Raw genomic sequence first — 15,964 nt, forward strand, 5'->3', positions numbered from 1 at the left:
TGCGGGCTGGCGGTTCAGCCGATCTGTTCGATGATGATGGCGCGGATCTGCTCGCGCGTGAGACCGCAGGGCTCCGGCTTCCACTCCGGGCTGGAGCGGATGATGGCGGGCGTGGGCGGGGTGAGAGTGTAGTTGCGCATAAATCCTCTTGGCCGCTGCGGCCTGTGGCCGGCGGCTGACGCTGGTGCGTCCATGTCAGGTGAAAAAGCCCGGCATCGCGGTGATGGGGCTGGCCGCAGAGGCGGCACCTGATGACGTAACGTCCTATTGCGTCGCCAATAAGGCGGGGCGCCGCCGCCGTTGTCTCGTCGGCGGTGCGCAGATCGCCGGCCGCGCACCTTCCCAAACGGAAGTGTCGCGGCCGACGCAATGCTGAAACGACTAGAATGCCGTCATGATCGCCGCGCCCGCTGTCGCGACCGTTGCAGCAAGAAGACCCCACTTCAACGCCTGGCTTTCCATCTCGAACGTCCTCCGTTTTTGTTTCTGAGCCCATGAGCGGGCACACGGATATTAAGAGGAGGAAATGGCGCTTGGGTATTATGTATTAATAACACCTTCGTGAACGGCCTGCCGGTGGGCGTCTGGACCTGCGGCCGGGCCTTTCGCGATGTTCGTCGCCAGGTCCGGCCGCGTGTTTGGCGCGCGCGGGCCGCTATTCGGCGGCGGCGGGCAGCGGCGTGCGGGGGAAGGCGGCGTGCGGCGCGCGCAGGTCTTCCTCCTCCTCGTCCGTGGGAAGTTCCATCGGCCGCCCGGCCAGCGCGGCGTCGAGCCGTTCGCGGTCGAGCTCACCCTCCCAGCGCGCCACCACCACGGTGGCCGTGGCGTTGCCGATGAAATTGGTCAGCGCCCGGCATTCCGACATGAAGCGGTCGATGCCGAGGATCAGCGCCATGCCGGCGACGGGGACGGCGGGAACCACGGAGAGGGTCGCCGCCAGGGTGATGAAGCCGGCGCCGGTGATGCCCGCCGCGCCCTTGGAGGAGAGCATGGCCACCAGCAGCAGGACGATCTGGTCGGTGAGGCTCAGTTCGATGCCGGTGGCCTGGGCAATGAATAGCGCCGCCAGCGTCATATAGATGTTGGTGCCGTCGAGATTGAAGGAATAGCCGGTGGGAATGACGAGGCCGACCACCGATTTGCGGCAGCCCGCCTGTTCCATCTTCTCCATCAGGCTGGGCAGCGCCGCCTCCGAGGAGGAGGTGCCGAGCACCAGCAGCAGCTCTTCCTTGAGGTAGCGGATGAGCGCGAGGATGGAGAAGCCATTATAGCGCGCCACCGCGCCCAGCACGACGAACACGAACAGCAGGCTGGTGAGATAGAAGGTGCCGACCAGCATGGCGAGATGGGCGACCGAGCCGATGCCGTATTTGCCGATGGTGAACGCCATCGCGCCGAACGCCCCGATGGGCGCCGCTTTCATCAGGATTTCCACCAGTCGGAAGAAAATCTGCGAGGCCGAGTTCAGCACATGCATCAGCGGCTCGGCACGCGGGCCGACGCCGGCCATGGCGATGCCGAACAGCACGGCGAAGAACAGCACCTGCAGGATGTCGCCCGAGGCGAAGGCGTTCACCGGCGTGGTGGGGATGATGTTGCTGAGAAAGCCCACCAGAGTCTGCTCATGCGCCTTGGCGGCGTAATCGGCGACCGCCTTAGCATCCAGCGAGGCGGGGTCGATGTTCAGTCCGGCGCCGGGACGCACCACATTGGCGACGACGAGGCCGATGACGAGGGCGAGCGTGGAGAAGGTGAGGAAGTAGAGCATCGCCTTGCCGGCGACGCGACCGACCTTGCCGAGATCGCGCATATTGGCGATGCCGGTGGCGACAGTGAGGAAGATCACCGGGGCGATCACCATCTTCACCAGCTTGATGAAGGCATCGCCCAGCGGCTTCATATCGGCGCCGAGGCTTGGGTAGAAATGGCCGAGCGCGATGCCGGCGGCGATGGCGACCAGCACCTGGACATAAAGCTGGCGGTAGAAGGGACGCGGCGCGGCTTTCACCGAGGCCGGGGCGAGGGCGTGTTTCATGGCGCTTCCTGCGGTTGGCCCCTTCGACGCCTCGTAATGCGGGCGGCGTGTGAAGCCGGGGTTGGTTGGGACGCGGCAGACATGCCGCAGCCCCCATTCCGCAAGCGCCGTGCCAGCGGGCGCTCGTCCCCAACATGGCTGCTAAGTTATTGTAAAATAAAAGGTGGCGGGCGCTGGTTCGGCAGGCTCTCGACAGAATGTGCGAAATGTCGCACAGATTGGCGGGCGGTTCGTGCGGATTTCCACACAGGAGGCGCTGCGTGCGATCCATCCCCGGCCTGATCCGTCTCCGCCTCTGGCTCCGGCGCGGGGGACGCGCGCGCTATGTCGTGGCGCTGCTTACCGCGCTGCTCCTGCTGGCGGCGCTCGACCAGATGGCACGGCGCGGCGCCGAGGCCTGGGTGATGGCGCAGCTGGGCCGCGAGGCGGAGGCGGCCGCCGGGCTGCGGGCGGCGATGCTGCGCAGCGAGATCGAGAAGCAGCGCTCCCTGCCGGTGGTGCTGGCGCAGGATCCCGATGTGCGTACGGCGCTGACAAAGCGCGACCCGGCGGTGCTGCGCGGGCTCGACGCGAAGTTCGAGGCGCTCGCCGCCGGCACGCGCGCGAGCGTGATCTATCTGCTCGACCGGCAGGGCGTCGCGCTCGCCGCCAGCAATTACCGCGACCCGACCTCCTTCGTCGGCAATGACTATGCGTTCCGGCCCTATTTCCGCCAGGCGCTGGCGGAGGGAGCGGCCGAGCACTTCGCCTTCGGCACGGTGAGCCGGCAGCCGGGGCTTTATCTGGCGCGCCGCATCGACAGCCCGGCGGGGCTGATCGGCGTCATCGTGGTGAAGGCGGTGTTCGCCGAGGTGGAGGCGGAATGGCGGCGGCTCGACAGCCCGATCTTCGTCACCGACACGCGCCAGATCGTGCTGGTGACCAGCGTGCCCGGCTGGCAGTTTCGCGCCACCGCGCTGATCCCCGAGGCCGAGCGGGCGCGGATCCGCGCCAGCCTGCAATTCGGCGACGCCGCGCTCAGCCCTCTGCCGATCACCGCCGAGGGCGACGACCGCGTCCGGGTGAGGATGCCGGACGGCGGCGCGGCGCAGACCTTTGTCGAGGCGGCGGCACCCGTGCCCACCACCGGCTGGACGCTGCACGTGCTCAGCCCGATCACCGCCGCCGCTCAGGTCACCATCGCCGCGGCGCGGGTGCTCGCCGTGCTCGCCGGCGCGCTACTGATGAGCGGTCTGGCGCTCATCGGGTCGCGCCGCCGGCAGGCGCTGCGCAAGCGCCGGCGGGAGACGCGGGCGCGGCGGGAACTGGAGCGGCGGGTGGAGGCGCGCACGCTGGAACTGAGCGCGGCCAATGACCGGCTGCGCGAGGAAATGGACCAGCGCCAGCACGCGCAATCGGCGTTGCAGGGGCTACAGGACGAACTGGTGCAGGCCAGCAAGCTGGCGGTGCTCGGCCAGATCGCCGCCAGCGTCGCGCATGAGGTGAACCAGCCGGTGGCGGCAATCCGCACCTTCGCCGAAAGCGGGGCGATGCTGCTGGCGCGCGGCGACACGGGCAGCGCCTCGGGCAACCTCGCCACCATTGTCGGCCTCACCGAGCGCATCGGCGCCATTACCGGCGAACTCCGGGCCTTTGCCCGCAAGGCGCCGGGCCAACTCGGCCCGGTGTCGCTGCGCGCGGCGGTGGAGGGCGCGCTGCTGCTCGTCGGCTACCGGCTGAAGGAGCAGGAAGTGGCGCTGGAGCTCGACATGGGGCCGGAGGATTTCCTCGTCCGCGCCGAGCGGGTGCGGCTGGAACAGGTGCTGGTCAATCTGCTGCAGAACGCGCTGGAGGCGCTGGCCAACCGGCCCGGCGGGCGGGTGCGGCTCGCGGCGCGGGCGGAGGGCGAGCGGGTGCTGCTCACCCTTGCCGATAATGGCCCCGGCCTGCCTGCGGGGGTGCTGGACGCGCTGTTCATTCCCTTCACCACCACCAAGCCGGCGGGGCTCGGCCTTGGGCTGGTGATTTCGCACGACATCGTCGCCGAGTTCGGCGGCACGCTTGCCGCCGCCAATCAGGACGGGGCGGTGTTCACTCTCAGCCTGCCGCGGGTGGTGTGATGGATGTGGCCTTCATCGACGACGACGCGACGCTGCGCGCCGCCAATATGCAGGCGCTGATGCTCGCCGGCCATGAGGTCGTGGCCTATGCCTCCGCCGCCGCCGCGCTGGAAGGGCTCGACGCCTCCTTCACCGGCGTGGTGGTGAGCGATGTGCGCATGCCCGGCATGGACGGGCTCGAACTGTTCCGGCGGCTCAAGCGCATGGACCCGGACCTGCCGGTGATCCTCATTACCGGCCATGGCGACATCACCATGGCGGTCGAGGCGATGCGCGAGGGGGCGTATGATTTCATCGCCAAGCCCTATCCGCTGGACCGGCTGCTCGGCACGGTGCGCCATGCCCTGGAAAAGCGCCGTCTCGTGCTCGACAACCGCGCCTTGCGGCAGGCGGCGGAGGAGGCGAGCGCGGACATGCCGCTGCTCGGCACCACGCCCGCCATGGAAAAGCTGCGCCAGACGCTGCGCCAGCTCGCCGATGCCGATGTCGATGTGCTGGTGGAAGGCGAGACCGGCACCGGCAAGGAAGTGGTGGCGCAGGCGCTGCACCGCTGGAGCCGGCGCGCCGCCCGCCCGCTGGTGGCGGTCAATTGCGGCGCGGTGCCGGAAACGGTGATCGAGAGCGAATTGTTCGGCCACGAGCCCGGCTCCTTCACCGGCGCGGTGAAAAAGCGCATCGGGCGCATGGAGCATGCCCATGGCGGCACGCTGTTTCTCGACGAGATCGAGGCGATGTCGCCGGCGCTTCAGGTCAAGCTGCTGCGCGTGCTGGAAGCGCGCGAGATCGCCCCGCTCGGCACCAATGAGGTGCGCAAGGTCGATATCCGCGTGGTGGCGGCGTCGAAGATCGATCTGCTCGAACTGGTGCGGCGGGGAGGTTTCCGCGAGGACCTGTATTACCGCCTGCACGTCGCCACCGTGCGCATTCCCCCGCTGCGCGAGCGCCGGGCCGACATTGCGCTGCTGTTCGGGCATTTTCTCGCCCGCTCGGCCAAGCGCTTCCGCCGCCCGGTGCCGATGGTGACGCCGGCGATCCGCGCGCATCTCGCCACTCATGACTGGCCCGGCAATGTGCGCGAGCTGGTGCATTACGTCGAACGGGTGGCGCTCGGCCTGGTCGAGCCGGCGCCCGCGGCCGTGGTGGCGGACGAGGAGGCCGGCGCCAGCCTGCCCGAGCGGGTGGAGGCCTTTGAGGCGGCGCAGATCCGCGACGCCCTCGCCGCCACGCGCGGCGACATCCAGGCGACGCTGAAACGCCTCGGCATCCCGCGCAAGACGCTCTACGACAAGCTGCGCCGCCACGGCATCGACCAGTCCGCCTATCGGCAGGAGGCAGAGCCGGGCGCGGGGAGGGGATAGGCGAGGGGAGTGTCGGCCCGGCCTTCGACCGGTGCCCCCCTTCAGGGAGTTCTCGGGGCTGAACGTCACGAGCGCGTGGCAGCTCGGCGAACCTGCGGTTCAGCAACCCCACCCTGGTCCTCGCGGATGACAGGCCGAAGGTCATGCGGCGTTGATCGCGGCGTTATCGCAGGCCTAGCGCATGTCGCATGGCGAGGCGGTGACGTCCTCCGGCCGCTTATCTGGGAGAACACCTTGCCATGGTGACGATGTTCGGCGCCATGACTCGGGTGCGCCCAGACGGCCGAAGCTATCTGCACTCCGACAGAGGGCGACCAAGCGCAATGATGTCTTTGCCTCTGGCTAGGCAGCCATGACGCCAGTTTCCGACGAACCAACCGCTTTGAGCGTTGAAATACTTGCCATTGCCGTGCGGCAGATTATCCCGATATCCGCCCTCGTAACGGCCGCCATCGGCCCAGACAAACGTACCCTTGCCGTGGCGCTTGCCTTTTAGGAAGTCGCCCTCATAGCGGTTGCCATCGGCCCAAGCGTATACGCCGTGACCGGTACGCTCACCTTTGAGGAAGTCGCCTTCATAGCGATTGCCATTAGACCAAGTATAGATGCCGTAACCCGTCCGCTTGTCGTCCCGATACTCGCCTTCGTAGCGGTCACCGTCCGCCCAGACCATGACGCCACGCCCGTGCCTTTCGCCGTCCCAGAAGTCGCCATCATAGCGGTCGCCATTCGCCCAGATGAATGTGCCGCGTCCAGTTCGCTTGCCATGCTCGTATCTGCCGCCGTAAGTGTTTCCGTTTTTCCAGACGTAGAAGCCATATCCATGCCTGTCACCGTCTCGAAAATCTCCCTCGTATCGCTCTCCATCGGCCCAGATAAAGACGCCATATCCGGTGCGTTGCCCGTCTTCGAAGTTTCCCTCGTAACGATTTCCATTAGCCAAAAATAGTCTTCCGTAGCCATGGGGCTTGCCACTTCGATAGCCGCCTTCGTAGCGCTCGGATCTTATTTCTTCTTCTTTCTTATAGGTCCAAACGGCAATTCCCTCGCCATCGGCCCGGTCTTCTTTGCAGCCGCCACTCCAAGTGACGTGTTCATCCGCGTTAGGGAAAGGATTCCACACCCAGCAGCCGGACGGCTCGCTGACGCTCCAGCCCGGTTTGCCGAGAGAGGCCATTTGATCGGACGGGGGCGGCGGAGGGCGCGTGCCTTCGGCCTGTCCGGGCGTCGGTCTGACAGGCGAGAGGAGGTCTCCTTTGCCGGGATTGTCGGCTGCGCTCTGCCCCCATGCTAATGAACCGTGCCAGAACATTGCCGTCGCGATCAGAAGCCACCTGCTCACGTCACACATCCTTGCCCGACCTCTGGCGCAGCTGCGATATCGCGACAATCCCGTACCAGTCGTCATTCATGCCCCCGCGCTGTGTCGAAGCATCGCACGCAGAGGTAGCAAGAACACACCCGGAATATCTTGCCAAAAAGAAATCGGAGCGCCCATCTGAATTTGAGGCAGCGCGCGATGCCCCTCTCCCGAGGAGCCTCCACGTAAAGAACGCGCTTGGCCTCGGCGACAAACGGGTTGCCGTACCCGGCGAGCACGTCCGCCTTCGGCAGGCCGAACACACCGTTGCCCATCGCCACGTTGTGCGTTTGGCCATGACGAGCGCCGGGGCGAATCCCGTTGCAACGGGCTTATAAAACCGGATAGACTTTGAAAGTGGAATTTAGTTCCACAAAGAGTGATGGCGTGCCCGCGCGCGCCTGTCGGAGGGAGACGACCCCCAGAGATCGCAATCTTCTCGGTTTGCTCGGCAGCGCCTGAGAGCGGCGGGCGTCAAGCGCCGCATGCGCGGCCTCTGACGTTCCTCGCGTGCCGGGCCGGGTAGAGCGCCGCGGCCGCCTCCTGGGCGGGTCCGCAGCAAGCGAGCCAAGGCAAGTATCTCCATCAGCAGAGGAGTCATGGATGGCTGAGGCCTATATCTGCGATTACGTCCGAACCCCGATCGGCCGCTTCGGTGGTTCGCTGGCCTCGGTCCGGGCCGATGATCTTGGGGCGGTGCCGCTGCGGGCCCTGGTGGAGCGCAACCCGTCCATCGACTGGTCGGCGGTCGACGATGTGCTGTTCGGCTGTGCCAATCAGGCCGGGGAGGACAATCGCAATGTCGCCCGCATGTCGCTGCTTCTGGCCGGGCTGCCCGAAGGCACGCCGGGATCGACCATCAACCGACTCTGCGGTTCGGGCATGGACGCGTTGATGTCAGCCGCTCGCGCCATCAAGGCGGGCGAAGCCGAGCTGATGATCGCCGGCGGCGTCGAGAGCATGAGCCGTGCGCCCTTCGTCATGCCTAAGGCCGAAACGGCCTTTTCGCGCCATGCTGAAATCCATGACACCACCATCGGCTGGCGCTTCGTCAATCCGCTGATGAAACAGCAGTACGGCGTCGATTCGATGCCCGAAACCGGCGAGAACGTCGCCGAGGCGTTTTCGGTCTCGCGGGCCGATCAGGATGCCTTTGCCGTGCGTAGCCAGGACAAGGCCGTTGCCGCGCAAGCGAGCGGACGCCTGGCGAAGGAAATCGTGCCGGTAACGATCCCGCAGCGCCGGGGCGATGCCATCGTCGTGGCCAAGGACGAACATCCGCGCGCCGGCACCACCCTTGAGGCGCTGTCCAAACTGGCGACGCCGTTTCGTCAGGGTGGCACGGTCACCGCCGGCAATGCCTCCGGCGTCAATGATGGCGCGGCCGCCCTCATCGTCGCCTCCGAGGCGGCGGTGACGAAATATGGCCTGACGCCGATGGCGCGCGTGCTGGGCGGCGCCACGGCCGGTGTCGCCCCCCGCCTCATGGGCATCGGTCCGGCCCCGGCGACGCTGAAGCTGTGCGGCCGGCTGGCCATCACGCCGGCGGATTTCGACATCATCGAACTCAACGAAGCCTTTGCCTCCCAGGGCATCGCCGTGCTTCGCCAGCTCGGCATCGCCGAGGATGCGGCGCATGTGAACCCCAATGGCGGCGCCATTGCCCTGGGCCACCCGCTTGGCATGTCGGGTGCGCGCATCGCAGGTACCGCGGCTCTGGAACTCGCCCTGCGCGGTGGCAAGCTTGCGCTGGCCACCATGTGCATCGGCGTCGGCCAAGGGATCGCGATCGCTCTCGCGCGGGCGTGAGCGCGCTGATGTCTGGAGCACCTTCCGATCGGATCGGCTCGCAATCCGATCGCCAGCTCCCGACCACTGGCCGAGCCACGTCACACGCCGTCACATGTCCTGACAGGCGGCCACCTGACCGCCCTTGCCTGTCACGAAGGCGGCCGCCGGGAGAGGAACATCGGTCCGCCATGCTTGCGCGGGAAACCGTATCCATGGACTTCCACCAGATCGATATCGGCCGGCGAGCCCGCAATGCCCTCGTCCAGTATCGCTTGACCCTCCGCCGCCATGGCGTCGATGAGGCGTGAGACGATCGCGTCGGCGCCCAACTCACGCGGTGCGCCGACAAGAGGCGCGATCAGCCGGGCGGCCTCCGGCGAAGGAAGCGGCGTGCGGTTGCCGGGGGCGTAGTCATACCAGCCCGCCCCGCTCTTCTGCCCCTTTCGGCCTGCGCGCACCAGAAGGTCGCCGGGCGTCTCCGGTATCGCCTCGCCGCGGGCGCGGGCGGCCTCGCGATGCAGGAAGGAGATGTCGAGGCCGGCCATGTCCTGCATCTCGAACGGCCCCATCGCATAGCCGAAGCCGCGCATGGCGGCGTCGATGGCGGCAGGGGTGACGCCGTCGCGCAGCATGGCCTCCGCCTCCGCACGATAGCGGCGCAGGATGCGGTTGCCGATGAACCCGTCGCAGATGCCGGAGCGCACGGGCACCTTGCCCAGCCGGCGGGCGAGTTCGAAGCAGGTGGCGAGCACCTCGGGCCGGGTTTCGGGGATCGGCACGATTTCGAGAAGCCGCATCACCTGAGCTGGGCTGAAGAAATGCAGGCCGATGAAGCGGTCGGGATGAGGCAGGCCCTCGGCGATCTGCCTCGGGTCGATATAGGAGGTGTTGGTGGCCAGAACGGCCTCCGGCCGACACACGCGTCCGAGAGTGGCAAAGACCTCACGCTTGACGGCGAGGTCTTCGAACACGGCCTCGATGACCAGCTCGCAGCTGGCGAGAGCCTCGTAGCCGACCGCGCCGGTGACGCCTCGCATGCGAGCCTCGGCTTCCTCGTCGCTGAGGTTCGCTTTCTTTCGGGCGGCGTCGAAGATGGCCTTCAGCGCGGTCAGGCCGTGCTCCAGGCTTTGTTCGTCGCGCTCGACCAGCACGACCGGGATGCCGGCGTTGCGCAGCGCCGCCGCGATGCCGACGCCCATCGTGCCGCCACCGATGACGCCGGCGCTTGCCAGCGGCAGTGCGGGGATGCCGCGCAGGTCGTGCGGGCGCGGCGCGGCGCGCTCGGCGAAGAAGAGGTGGCGAAGCGCGGCCGCTTCCTCGCTGGCGCGCAATTCCAGGAAGATCGAGCGCTCCCGGGCCAATCCAGCATCAAAGCCGTTCTCGACGCCGAAACGCAGCGCGTCGAGCGCGCGGGGTGGGGCGGATGCGCCACGGGCGGCGCGGCGCACCCGCTGGGCGGCCTCTTCCCACAGCGCGGGCTCCGGAGCGGCAAGAGGGCGGCGCGACACGGGCGCCGGCAGCGGGCGGCCGAGGGCTTCCAGAGCGAACGCGACGGCGTTGTCGACGAGCGGCTCCGGCACGAGACGATCGACGAGGCCGAGGTCTGCGGCGCGTGCTCCATCGAGAGCCAGGTTTTCGGCGGCCACCCGGATCGCGGTTTCGACACCGATCAGCCGAGGCAGGCGCTGCGTGCCGCCGGATCCGGGGATGATGCCGAGATTGACCTCGGGGAGCGCGAAGGTGGCATCAGTCGTGGCCACCCGCAGGCGACAACCGAGCGCCACTTCGAGCCCGCCGCCCAGGGCGGCGCCGCGCACCGCCGCGATCCACGGCTTGGCGGCGTTCTCGATCCGCTCGATCACCGCGGGCAGGGCGGGCATCTCCACTGGGCGGCCGAACTCCGTGATGTCGGCCCCGCCGACGAAGAGCTTGCCAGCACCTGTGAGGACCACGGCCCGGACGTGATCATCGGCGTCCAGCTCGTCGACAAGGGCCAGCAGCCGCGTGCGCACGGCCATGTTGATGGCGTTGACCGGCGGATTATCGATGGTGACGACCGCTATCGCGCTGCGGCGTGTGACATGGACGCTCATACCGTTTCTCCGGCGGGTGCGAGCGGAGCAATGGACGCGGCGTTGCGGCAGCCAATGATGCCGGAGGCGGCAAGGCTGTCGATGCGGTGATCGTCGAGGCCGAGAACGTCACGCAGCACGAGGCGCGTATCCTCGCCGAGCAGCGGCGGCGCCTTGGGCGTGTGCGCACGCTGGGCCGCCATGCCGTGCGCGGCGCGGATCAGTGAAATCGGGCCGAGTTCGGCATGATCCAGCTGCTGGACCACGCCCCGTTCCACCACGCTCGGGCTCCTGAGGGCTTCGGCGACCGTCTTCACCTGTCCGGCCGGCACACTCGCCTTATGGCAGGTTTCGATCCAGTGATCGCAGGTGTTCCCGCGCAGGATCTCCGCCAGCATCGGCAGAAGCTCCTCCCGGTGCAGCGCCCGCTCGTGCGAGGAGACGAAGCGCGGATCGCGGGCAAGCTCCGGCCGGCCGATCACCTGCTCGCAGAAATCGACGAACATCCGGTCATTTCCCACGGCCAGCGCAAAGACGCCGTCGGCGGTTTCGAAGACCTGATAGGGCACGACGGTGGGATGGGCGTTGCCGTAGCGCTGCGGCTCGACGCCGGCGTTCAGATAGCCGGTGCCGACATTGATCAGCATGTTGAGGGTCGAATCGAGCAGGGCGACGTCGATATATTGCCCGAGCTCGGTCTCACGCCGCTGGTAGAGCGCGGCGAGCACCGATTGCGTGGCGATCATGCCGGCAACGATGTCGGTGAAGGCGACGCCCAGGCGGCTCGGTGGGCCATCCTCCTGGCCGGTGATCGACATCAGGCCGCTTTCCGCCTGCATGATGAAATCATAGCCGGGTCGCTCCCGCTCGGGCCCGGACTGCCCGTAGCCGGAAATGGAGCAATAGATGACGCGCGGGTTGAGCTTGCGGATGTCCTCGTAGCCGATGCCGAGCCGCTCCGCGGTGCCGGCGCGGAAGTTCTCGACGATCACATCCGCTTTCGACGCGAGGTCGAGCACGAGCTGGCGTCCTTCGGGCGCCTTCAGGTCGAGCGCGATGCTGTGCTTGCCGCGATTGGCGCACAGATAATAGGTGCTGACGCCCTTGTAGTTCGGCACCGACCAGGCGCGGGTGTCGTCGCCGCCCTTGATGTTCTCGATCTTCCACACCTCGGCGCCGAGATCGGCGAGGCTCATGGTGGCCCATGGCCCGGCCAGCACGCGGGTCAGGTCGAGCACGCGAATGCCCTTGAGCGGCAGTTCTTGTTCAGTCATGTCGTCCTCCCTGCTCCGCGTCAGGCGCGGGCCGACAAACCCGGATCGATCGCGGTTGGGAAATGGCAGGCGACCGAATGGCCGTCGCCAAGCTCCGCGAGCGGGGGCTCCTGTTGCGCGCAGACCGGCTGCGCGATCGGGCAACGGGTGCGAAAGCGGCATCCCGACGGCGGGTTGAGCGGGCTTGGCAGATCGCCCTTCAGCACGATGCGCGAACGCGACCTCTCCAGCTTCGGATTGGCGAGCGGAACGGCAGACATCAAAGCCTGCGTGTAGGGGTGCATGGGCGCGCCGTAGAGCCGCGACTTGGGGGCGATCTCGACGATCTTGCCGAGATACATCACCGCCACGCGGTGCGAGATGTGCTGCACGACGGACAGGTCATGGGCGATGAAGACGAAGGCGGTGCCCATGTCGCGCTGGATGTCCTTGAGCAGATTGAGCACGCCGGCCTGCACGGAGACATCGAGCGCGGACACCGGTTCATCGAGCACCAGCAGTTCCGGCTTGAGCGCCAGCGCACGGGCGATGACCACGCGCTGGCGCTGCCCCCCCGAGAGTTCGTGCGGGTAGCGCTGCCCATGCTCGGGATTCAGGCGGACGAGTTCCAGCATTTCCGCCACGCGATCCTTCCGCTGCGCGGCGTTCAGGTCGCTGATGCGCAGCGGCTCGGCGATGTTCTCGGACACCCGCATCCGGGGATGGAGCGATGCGTAGGGGTCCTGGAAGACGAGCTGGATCTGTCGCCGCAGTCGCCGCATTTCGGCCGGCGTGGCCAGGTTGATGTTCCGGCCGTGGAAGAGGGTCACACCGCTCGTGGGTTCGATCAGCCTCAGGATGCACCTGCCGAGCGTGGACTTGCCGCAGCCGGACTCGCCGACGAGACCGAGGGCCTCGCCGGCGTTGACGTCAAACGACACGCCGGCCACCGCATTGACGTGAGCGACCTCGCGCTCGATCAGCAGGCCGCCCTTGATCGGGAAGCGCTTCGTCAGGTCGCGGACAGAGAGAAGGACCTGCGGCATCAGGCTGCGCCCTTGGCTGGAACGCCGGCAAAGTGGCAGGCCGCACTATGGCCTTCGACCTTCCGCAGCACGGGTGCCGTCGTCCGGCAGATGGGCTGCACCTGCGGGCAGCGCGGATGGAAAGCGCAGCCGCCGGGAAGGCGGCCCAAAGGGGGCGGCGCCCCCTCAATCGAGAACAGCCGCTCCTTTTCCTCGGCCATGTCGGGGATGGAGGCGATGAGCCCGCGCGTATAGGGATGGCTCGGGCGCTCGAAGAGATCGTCGATGCCCGCCTGTTCCACCACTTCGCCGGAATAGACCACGGCGACCCGGTCCGCGTGGCCGGCGAGAACCCCGAGATCGTGGGTTATCAGGATCAGGCCGAGGTTCAGCCGCCTCTTGAGATCGTTCAGAACCTCCATGATCTGGGCCTGCACGGTCACGTCGAGCGCCGTGGTGGGCTCGTCGGCGATCAGCAGATCCGGGTCGTTCGCAACGGCCATGGCGATCATCACGCGCTGGCGCATGCCACCGGAAAACTCGTGGGGGAACTGGTGGATGCGCCGGTCAGGCTGCGAGATGGCGACAAGGGCCAGCAGCTCGACCGCGCGATCGAGCGCGGCCTTCTTCGATGCCGCCGGGTTGTGAAGGAGAATGGTCTCGGCAATCTGGGCGCCGACGGTCATCACCGGATTCAGCGACGAGAGAGGGTCCTGAAAAATCATGCCGATGCGCGAGCCGCGGAGCGTGCGCAATTCGCGCCGGGGCATGCCGACCAGCTCGCGCCCCTTGAACTTCGCCGACCCGCGAACTTGCGCCGTCTTTGCCTGCAGACCGAGCGCGGCCAGCATGCCGACCGACTTGCCCGAACCGGATTCGCCGACGATGCCCAGCACCTCGCCGTGATCGACGTGGAGGTTGATGCCGCGTACAGCCTCGAAATGGTGGCCGAGACGGCCGAAGGAGACACGCAGGTCTTGCACGGAGAACAGCGGTTCGTGCCGCATGTCGCGCCTCATCTGGACTTCGGATCGAAATAGTCGTGCAGGCCGTCGCCGACGAAATTGAAGCCGAGCACAATCGTGAGGATGGCGAGGCCCGGTCCCAAGGCGACCCACCACGAATAGAACTGGGACGCGCCGTCGGAGATCATGGATCCCCATTCCGGGGTTGGCGGCGCGGCGCCGAGACCGATGAAGCTCAGCGAGGCGGCGAGCAGGATCACCTGCCCGAGATCCATGGTGGCGCTGATGAGAACCGGGGTCCAGCAGAGCGGCAGAATGTGCTTCAGCAGCACGCGCGGCTTGCTCGCACCGGCGGCGATGGCCGCCTCCACATGCTCGCGCTCCCGGACCTCCAGCACCTGGGCGCGCATCAGGCGGGCATAGACCGGCCACCAGACGATCACCATGGCGATGGCCGCATTCTCAAGGCCTGGGCCGAGCGACGCGGCGACCGCCATGGCGAGCAGCATCGGGGGGAAGGAGAGGGTGACGTCCACCAGCCGCATGATGGCCGAGCCACCCAAGCCGCCGACGAAGCCGGAAACGGCGCCGAGAAGCGCACCGATGGCGACGGACAGCGCCACCACGATCACGGCGATGGGCAGCGAATGGCGTGCGCCATGCAGCGTGCGGCTCAGCACGTCACGCCCGAGCGCATCGGTTCCCAGCCAGTGGTCCCAGCTCGGCGCCTGCAGACGGCGTCCCACCATGTCGACCGGATCGTAAGACGACATGAAGGGCGCCAGAAACGTCACGGCCAGCCAGAACAGGACGATGGCCAGGCCGATGGCCAATGGCAGCGATATCCAGCCGACCCGTCTGAGCGAGGAAAAGGAGAGTGCGCTCATGGCCCTACCCGAGACGGACGCGGGGGTTGGCGATGACATAGGCGATGTCGGTGAGCAGATTGGTCACGAGGAAGACAATGCCGCCGACAATCGTCACGCCAATGATGGCCGGAAAATCGAGACCGCGGGCGGCATCCACCGCATAGGATCCCATGCCGGGCCAGGAGAAGATCGTTTCGGTGAGCACCGCGCCGGTCAGCAGATAGGCGAAGGAGTAGCCGATCACGGTCAGGGTCGGCACGAGCGTGTTGCGAAGCGCGTGACGGGTGACGACCCGGAATTCGCCCGCCCCCTTGGAACGGGCGGTGAGGATGAAGTCGCGGTCGAGGACTTCGAGCATGTTGGCCCGCACCAGGCGGGAGATCGTGCCGGCGACGGCCCAGCCCAGCACGAAGGCCGGCAGGATCAGGTGCCATACCGCGTCCGCGAAGAGCTTGAAATTTCCGGCCAGCAGCGTGTCGATGGTCATGAAGCCGGTAATGCGCGGCGGCAATGCCGCGCGCGGATCCAGCCGGCCGGGTCCGGGCAGGATGCCGAACTTGACCGAAAACACATAGAGCAGGGCCAGACCAAGCCAGAAGACCGGTACCGATGAGCCGATGAGGGCGAAGAAGCGCGCCAGATGATCGGTGGGTGTGTTGCGGAAATAGGCAGCCAGCACCCCGAGCGTGATGCCGATGGTGGACCCCACCAGCATGGCCGCCATCACCAGTTCCATCGTCGCGGGGAGACGAAAGAGAACATCCTGCGCCACTGGGCGGCGGGTGATGAAGGACGTTCCCATGTCGCCGCTCAGGAGATTGCGGACATAGATCACGTAGCGTTCGGGCAGGCTGCGATCGAGGCCCCAGCGTGCCTTCGCGGCCGCGACGGCCTCCGGGTCGTTCATCTGGCGGTCGGAAACGATCGAGGCCAGCGGGTCTCCCTTGGTCACCGTCGTCAGGAGAAAGGCGAGGGTGACGATGCCGAGCACCAGAAACGGCATCGCGATGAGGCGTCGCAGTATATAGCGTGTCAAGAAGACGTCCCCTCTGCCTGATGCCGGTTCTGCGGGCGCGGATATGCGGGCGGTCGCTGCAACGTCATTATTGACAACAGCCGCGGCGGCCGTCAACGTAA

At 67.1% G+C, this 15,964-nt stretch carries 12 protein-coding genes; 3 read left to right on the top strand and 9 right to left on the bottom strand.

All coding sequences use genetic code 11. From position 1 onward, the window contains the following. Positions 1-14 precede the first annotated feature (14 nt). Both ACO07Z_RS04840 and ACO07Z_RS04845 read right to left on the bottom strand, forming a co-directional pair. Complete coding sequence (locus ACO07Z_RS04840) at positions 15-140, bottom strand: hypothetical protein (RefSeq protein WP_421697636.1); 126 nt, start codon at positions 138-140, stop codon at positions 15-17. 515 nt (positions 141-655) lie between these two features. After that, entirely contained in the window at positions 656-2,035 is a 1,380-nt protein-coding gene (locus ACO07Z_RS04845; RefSeq protein ID WP_421697637.1) for a dicarboxylate/amino acid:cation symporter, read from the bottom strand. A gap of 260 nt (positions 2,036-2,295) precedes the next feature. On the opposite strand from ACO07Z_RS04845, the gene ACO07Z_RS04850 reads away from it, so the two are divergent. Beyond that, the gene (locus tag ACO07Z_RS04850) at positions 2,296-4,134 is read left to right on the top strand and encodes a sensor histidine kinase (RefSeq protein WP_421697638.1); all 1,839 of its coding nucleotides are present in this window, start codon (positions 2,296-2,298) and stop codon (positions 4,132-4,134) included. Next, positions 4,134-5,492 (top strand): sigma-54-dependent transcriptional regulator, encoded by a 1,359-nt coding sequence (locus ACO07Z_RS04855; RefSeq protein WP_421697639.1) that lies wholly within the window; start codon positions 4,134-4,136, stop codon positions 5,490-5,492. Before ACO07Z_RS04850 ends, ACO07Z_RS04855 begins: the two co-directional genes overlap by 1 nt. 289 nt (positions 5,493-5,781) lie before the next feature. Here the strand turns inward: ACO07Z_RS04855 and ACO07Z_RS04860 are convergent, their stop codons facing one another. Then, positions 5,782-6,834 carry an MORN repeat-containing protein gene (locus ACO07Z_RS04860; RefSeq protein WP_421697640.1) on the bottom strand — a complete coding sequence of 351 codons (1,053 nt, stop codon included), beginning with the start codon at positions 6,832-6,834 and terminating at the stop codon, positions 5,782-5,784. A gap of 621 nt (positions 6,835-7,455) precedes the next feature. On the opposite strand from ACO07Z_RS04860, the gene pcaF reads away from it, so the two are divergent. Further along, positions 7,456-8,661 (top strand): 3-oxoadipyl-CoA thiolase, encoded by a 1,206-nt coding sequence (gene pcaF, locus ACO07Z_RS04865; RefSeq protein WP_421697885.1) that lies wholly within the window; start codon positions 7,456-7,458, stop codon positions 8,659-8,661. 131 nt (positions 8,662-8,792) lie between these two features. Here the strand turns inward: pcaF and ACO07Z_RS04870 are convergent, their stop codons facing one another. The 6 genes from ACO07Z_RS04870 to ACO07Z_RS04895 are packed head-to-tail and all read right to left on the bottom strand — an operon-like array spanning position 8,793 to position 15,863. Further along, positions 8,793-10,736: a 3-hydroxyacyl-CoA dehydrogenase NAD-binding domain-containing protein gene (locus tag ACO07Z_RS04870; protein WP_421697641.1), complete on the bottom strand. Its 1,944-nt coding sequence runs from the start codon at positions 10,734-10,736 to the stop codon at positions 8,793-8,795. Continuing rightward, a complete protein-coding gene (locus tag ACO07Z_RS04875) occupies positions 10,733-11,989 on the bottom strand; it encodes a CaiB/BaiF CoA transferase family protein (RefSeq protein ID WP_421697642.1) in 1,257 nt (418 codons plus the stop codon). The genes ACO07Z_RS04870 and ACO07Z_RS04875 overlap by 4 nt, the downstream gene beginning before the upstream one ends. Before the next feature lie 20 nt (positions 11,990-12,009). Then, entirely contained in the window at positions 12,010-13,014 is a 1,005-nt protein-coding gene (locus tag ACO07Z_RS04880) for an ABC transporter ATP-binding protein (protein WP_421697643.1), read from the bottom strand. Beyond that, positions 13,014-14,012: an ABC transporter ATP-binding protein gene (locus ACO07Z_RS04885; RefSeq protein WP_421697644.1), complete on the bottom strand. Its 999-nt coding sequence runs from the start codon at positions 14,010-14,012 to the stop codon at positions 13,014-13,016. The genes ACO07Z_RS04880 and ACO07Z_RS04885 overlap by 1 nt, the downstream gene beginning before the upstream one ends. Then, positions 14,009-14,845 (bottom strand): ABC transporter permease, encoded by an 837-nt coding sequence (locus tag ACO07Z_RS04890; protein ID WP_421697645.1) that lies wholly within the window; start codon positions 14,843-14,845, stop codon positions 14,009-14,011. Before ACO07Z_RS04890 ends, ACO07Z_RS04885 begins: the two co-directional genes overlap by 4 nt. Positions 14,846-14,849: 4 nt before the next feature. Next, entirely contained in the window at positions 14,850-15,863 is a 1,014-nt protein-coding gene (locus ACO07Z_RS04895; RefSeq protein WP_421697646.1) for an ABC transporter permease, read from the bottom strand. Positions 15,864-15,964: the final 101 nt, after the last annotated feature.

The organism is Ancylobacter sp. (assembly GCF_965229075.1).
Classification (GTDB): Bacteria; Pseudomonadota; Alphaproteobacteria; order Rhizobiales; family Xanthobacteraceae; genus Ancylobacter.

What these genes read in the sequence shown, in the direction of transcription:
- ACO07Z_RS04840 (WP_421697636.1), bottom strand. Translation starts at nt 140, where the DNA reads ATGCGCAACTACACTCTCACCCCGCCCACGCCCGCCATCATCCGCTCC.
- ACO07Z_RS04845 (WP_421697637.1), bottom strand. Translation starts at nt 2,035, where the DNA reads ATGAAACACGCCCTCGCCCCGGCCTCGGTGAAAGCCGCGCCGCGTCCC.
- ACO07Z_RS04855 (WP_421697639.1), top strand. Translation starts at nt 4,134, where the DNA reads ATGGATGTGGCCTTCATCGACGACGACGCGACGCTGCGCGCCGCCAAT.
- pcaF (WP_421697885.1), top strand. Translation starts at nt 7,456, where the DNA reads ATGGCTGAGGCCTATATCTGCGATTACGTCCGAACCCCGATCGGCCGC.
- ACO07Z_RS04870 (WP_421697641.1), bottom strand. Translation starts at nt 10,736, where the DNA reads ATGAGCGTCCATGTCACACGCCGCAGCGCGATAGCGGTCGTCACCATC.
- ACO07Z_RS04875 (WP_421697642.1), bottom strand. Translation starts at nt 11,989, where the DNA reads ATGACTGAACAAGAACTGCCGCTCAAGGGCATTCGCGTGCTCGACCTG.
- ACO07Z_RS04880 (WP_421697643.1), bottom strand. Translation starts at nt 13,014, where the DNA reads ATGCCGCAGGTCCTTCTCTCTGTCCGCGACCTGACGAAGCGCTTCCCG.
- ACO07Z_RS04885 (WP_421697644.1), bottom strand. Translation starts at nt 14,012, where the DNA reads ATGAGGCGCGACATGCGGCACGAACCGCTGTTCTCCGTGCAAGACCTG.
- ACO07Z_RS04890 (WP_421697645.1), bottom strand. Translation starts at nt 14,845, where the DNA reads ATGAGCGCACTCTCCTTTTCCTCGCTCAGACGGGTCGGCTGGATATCG.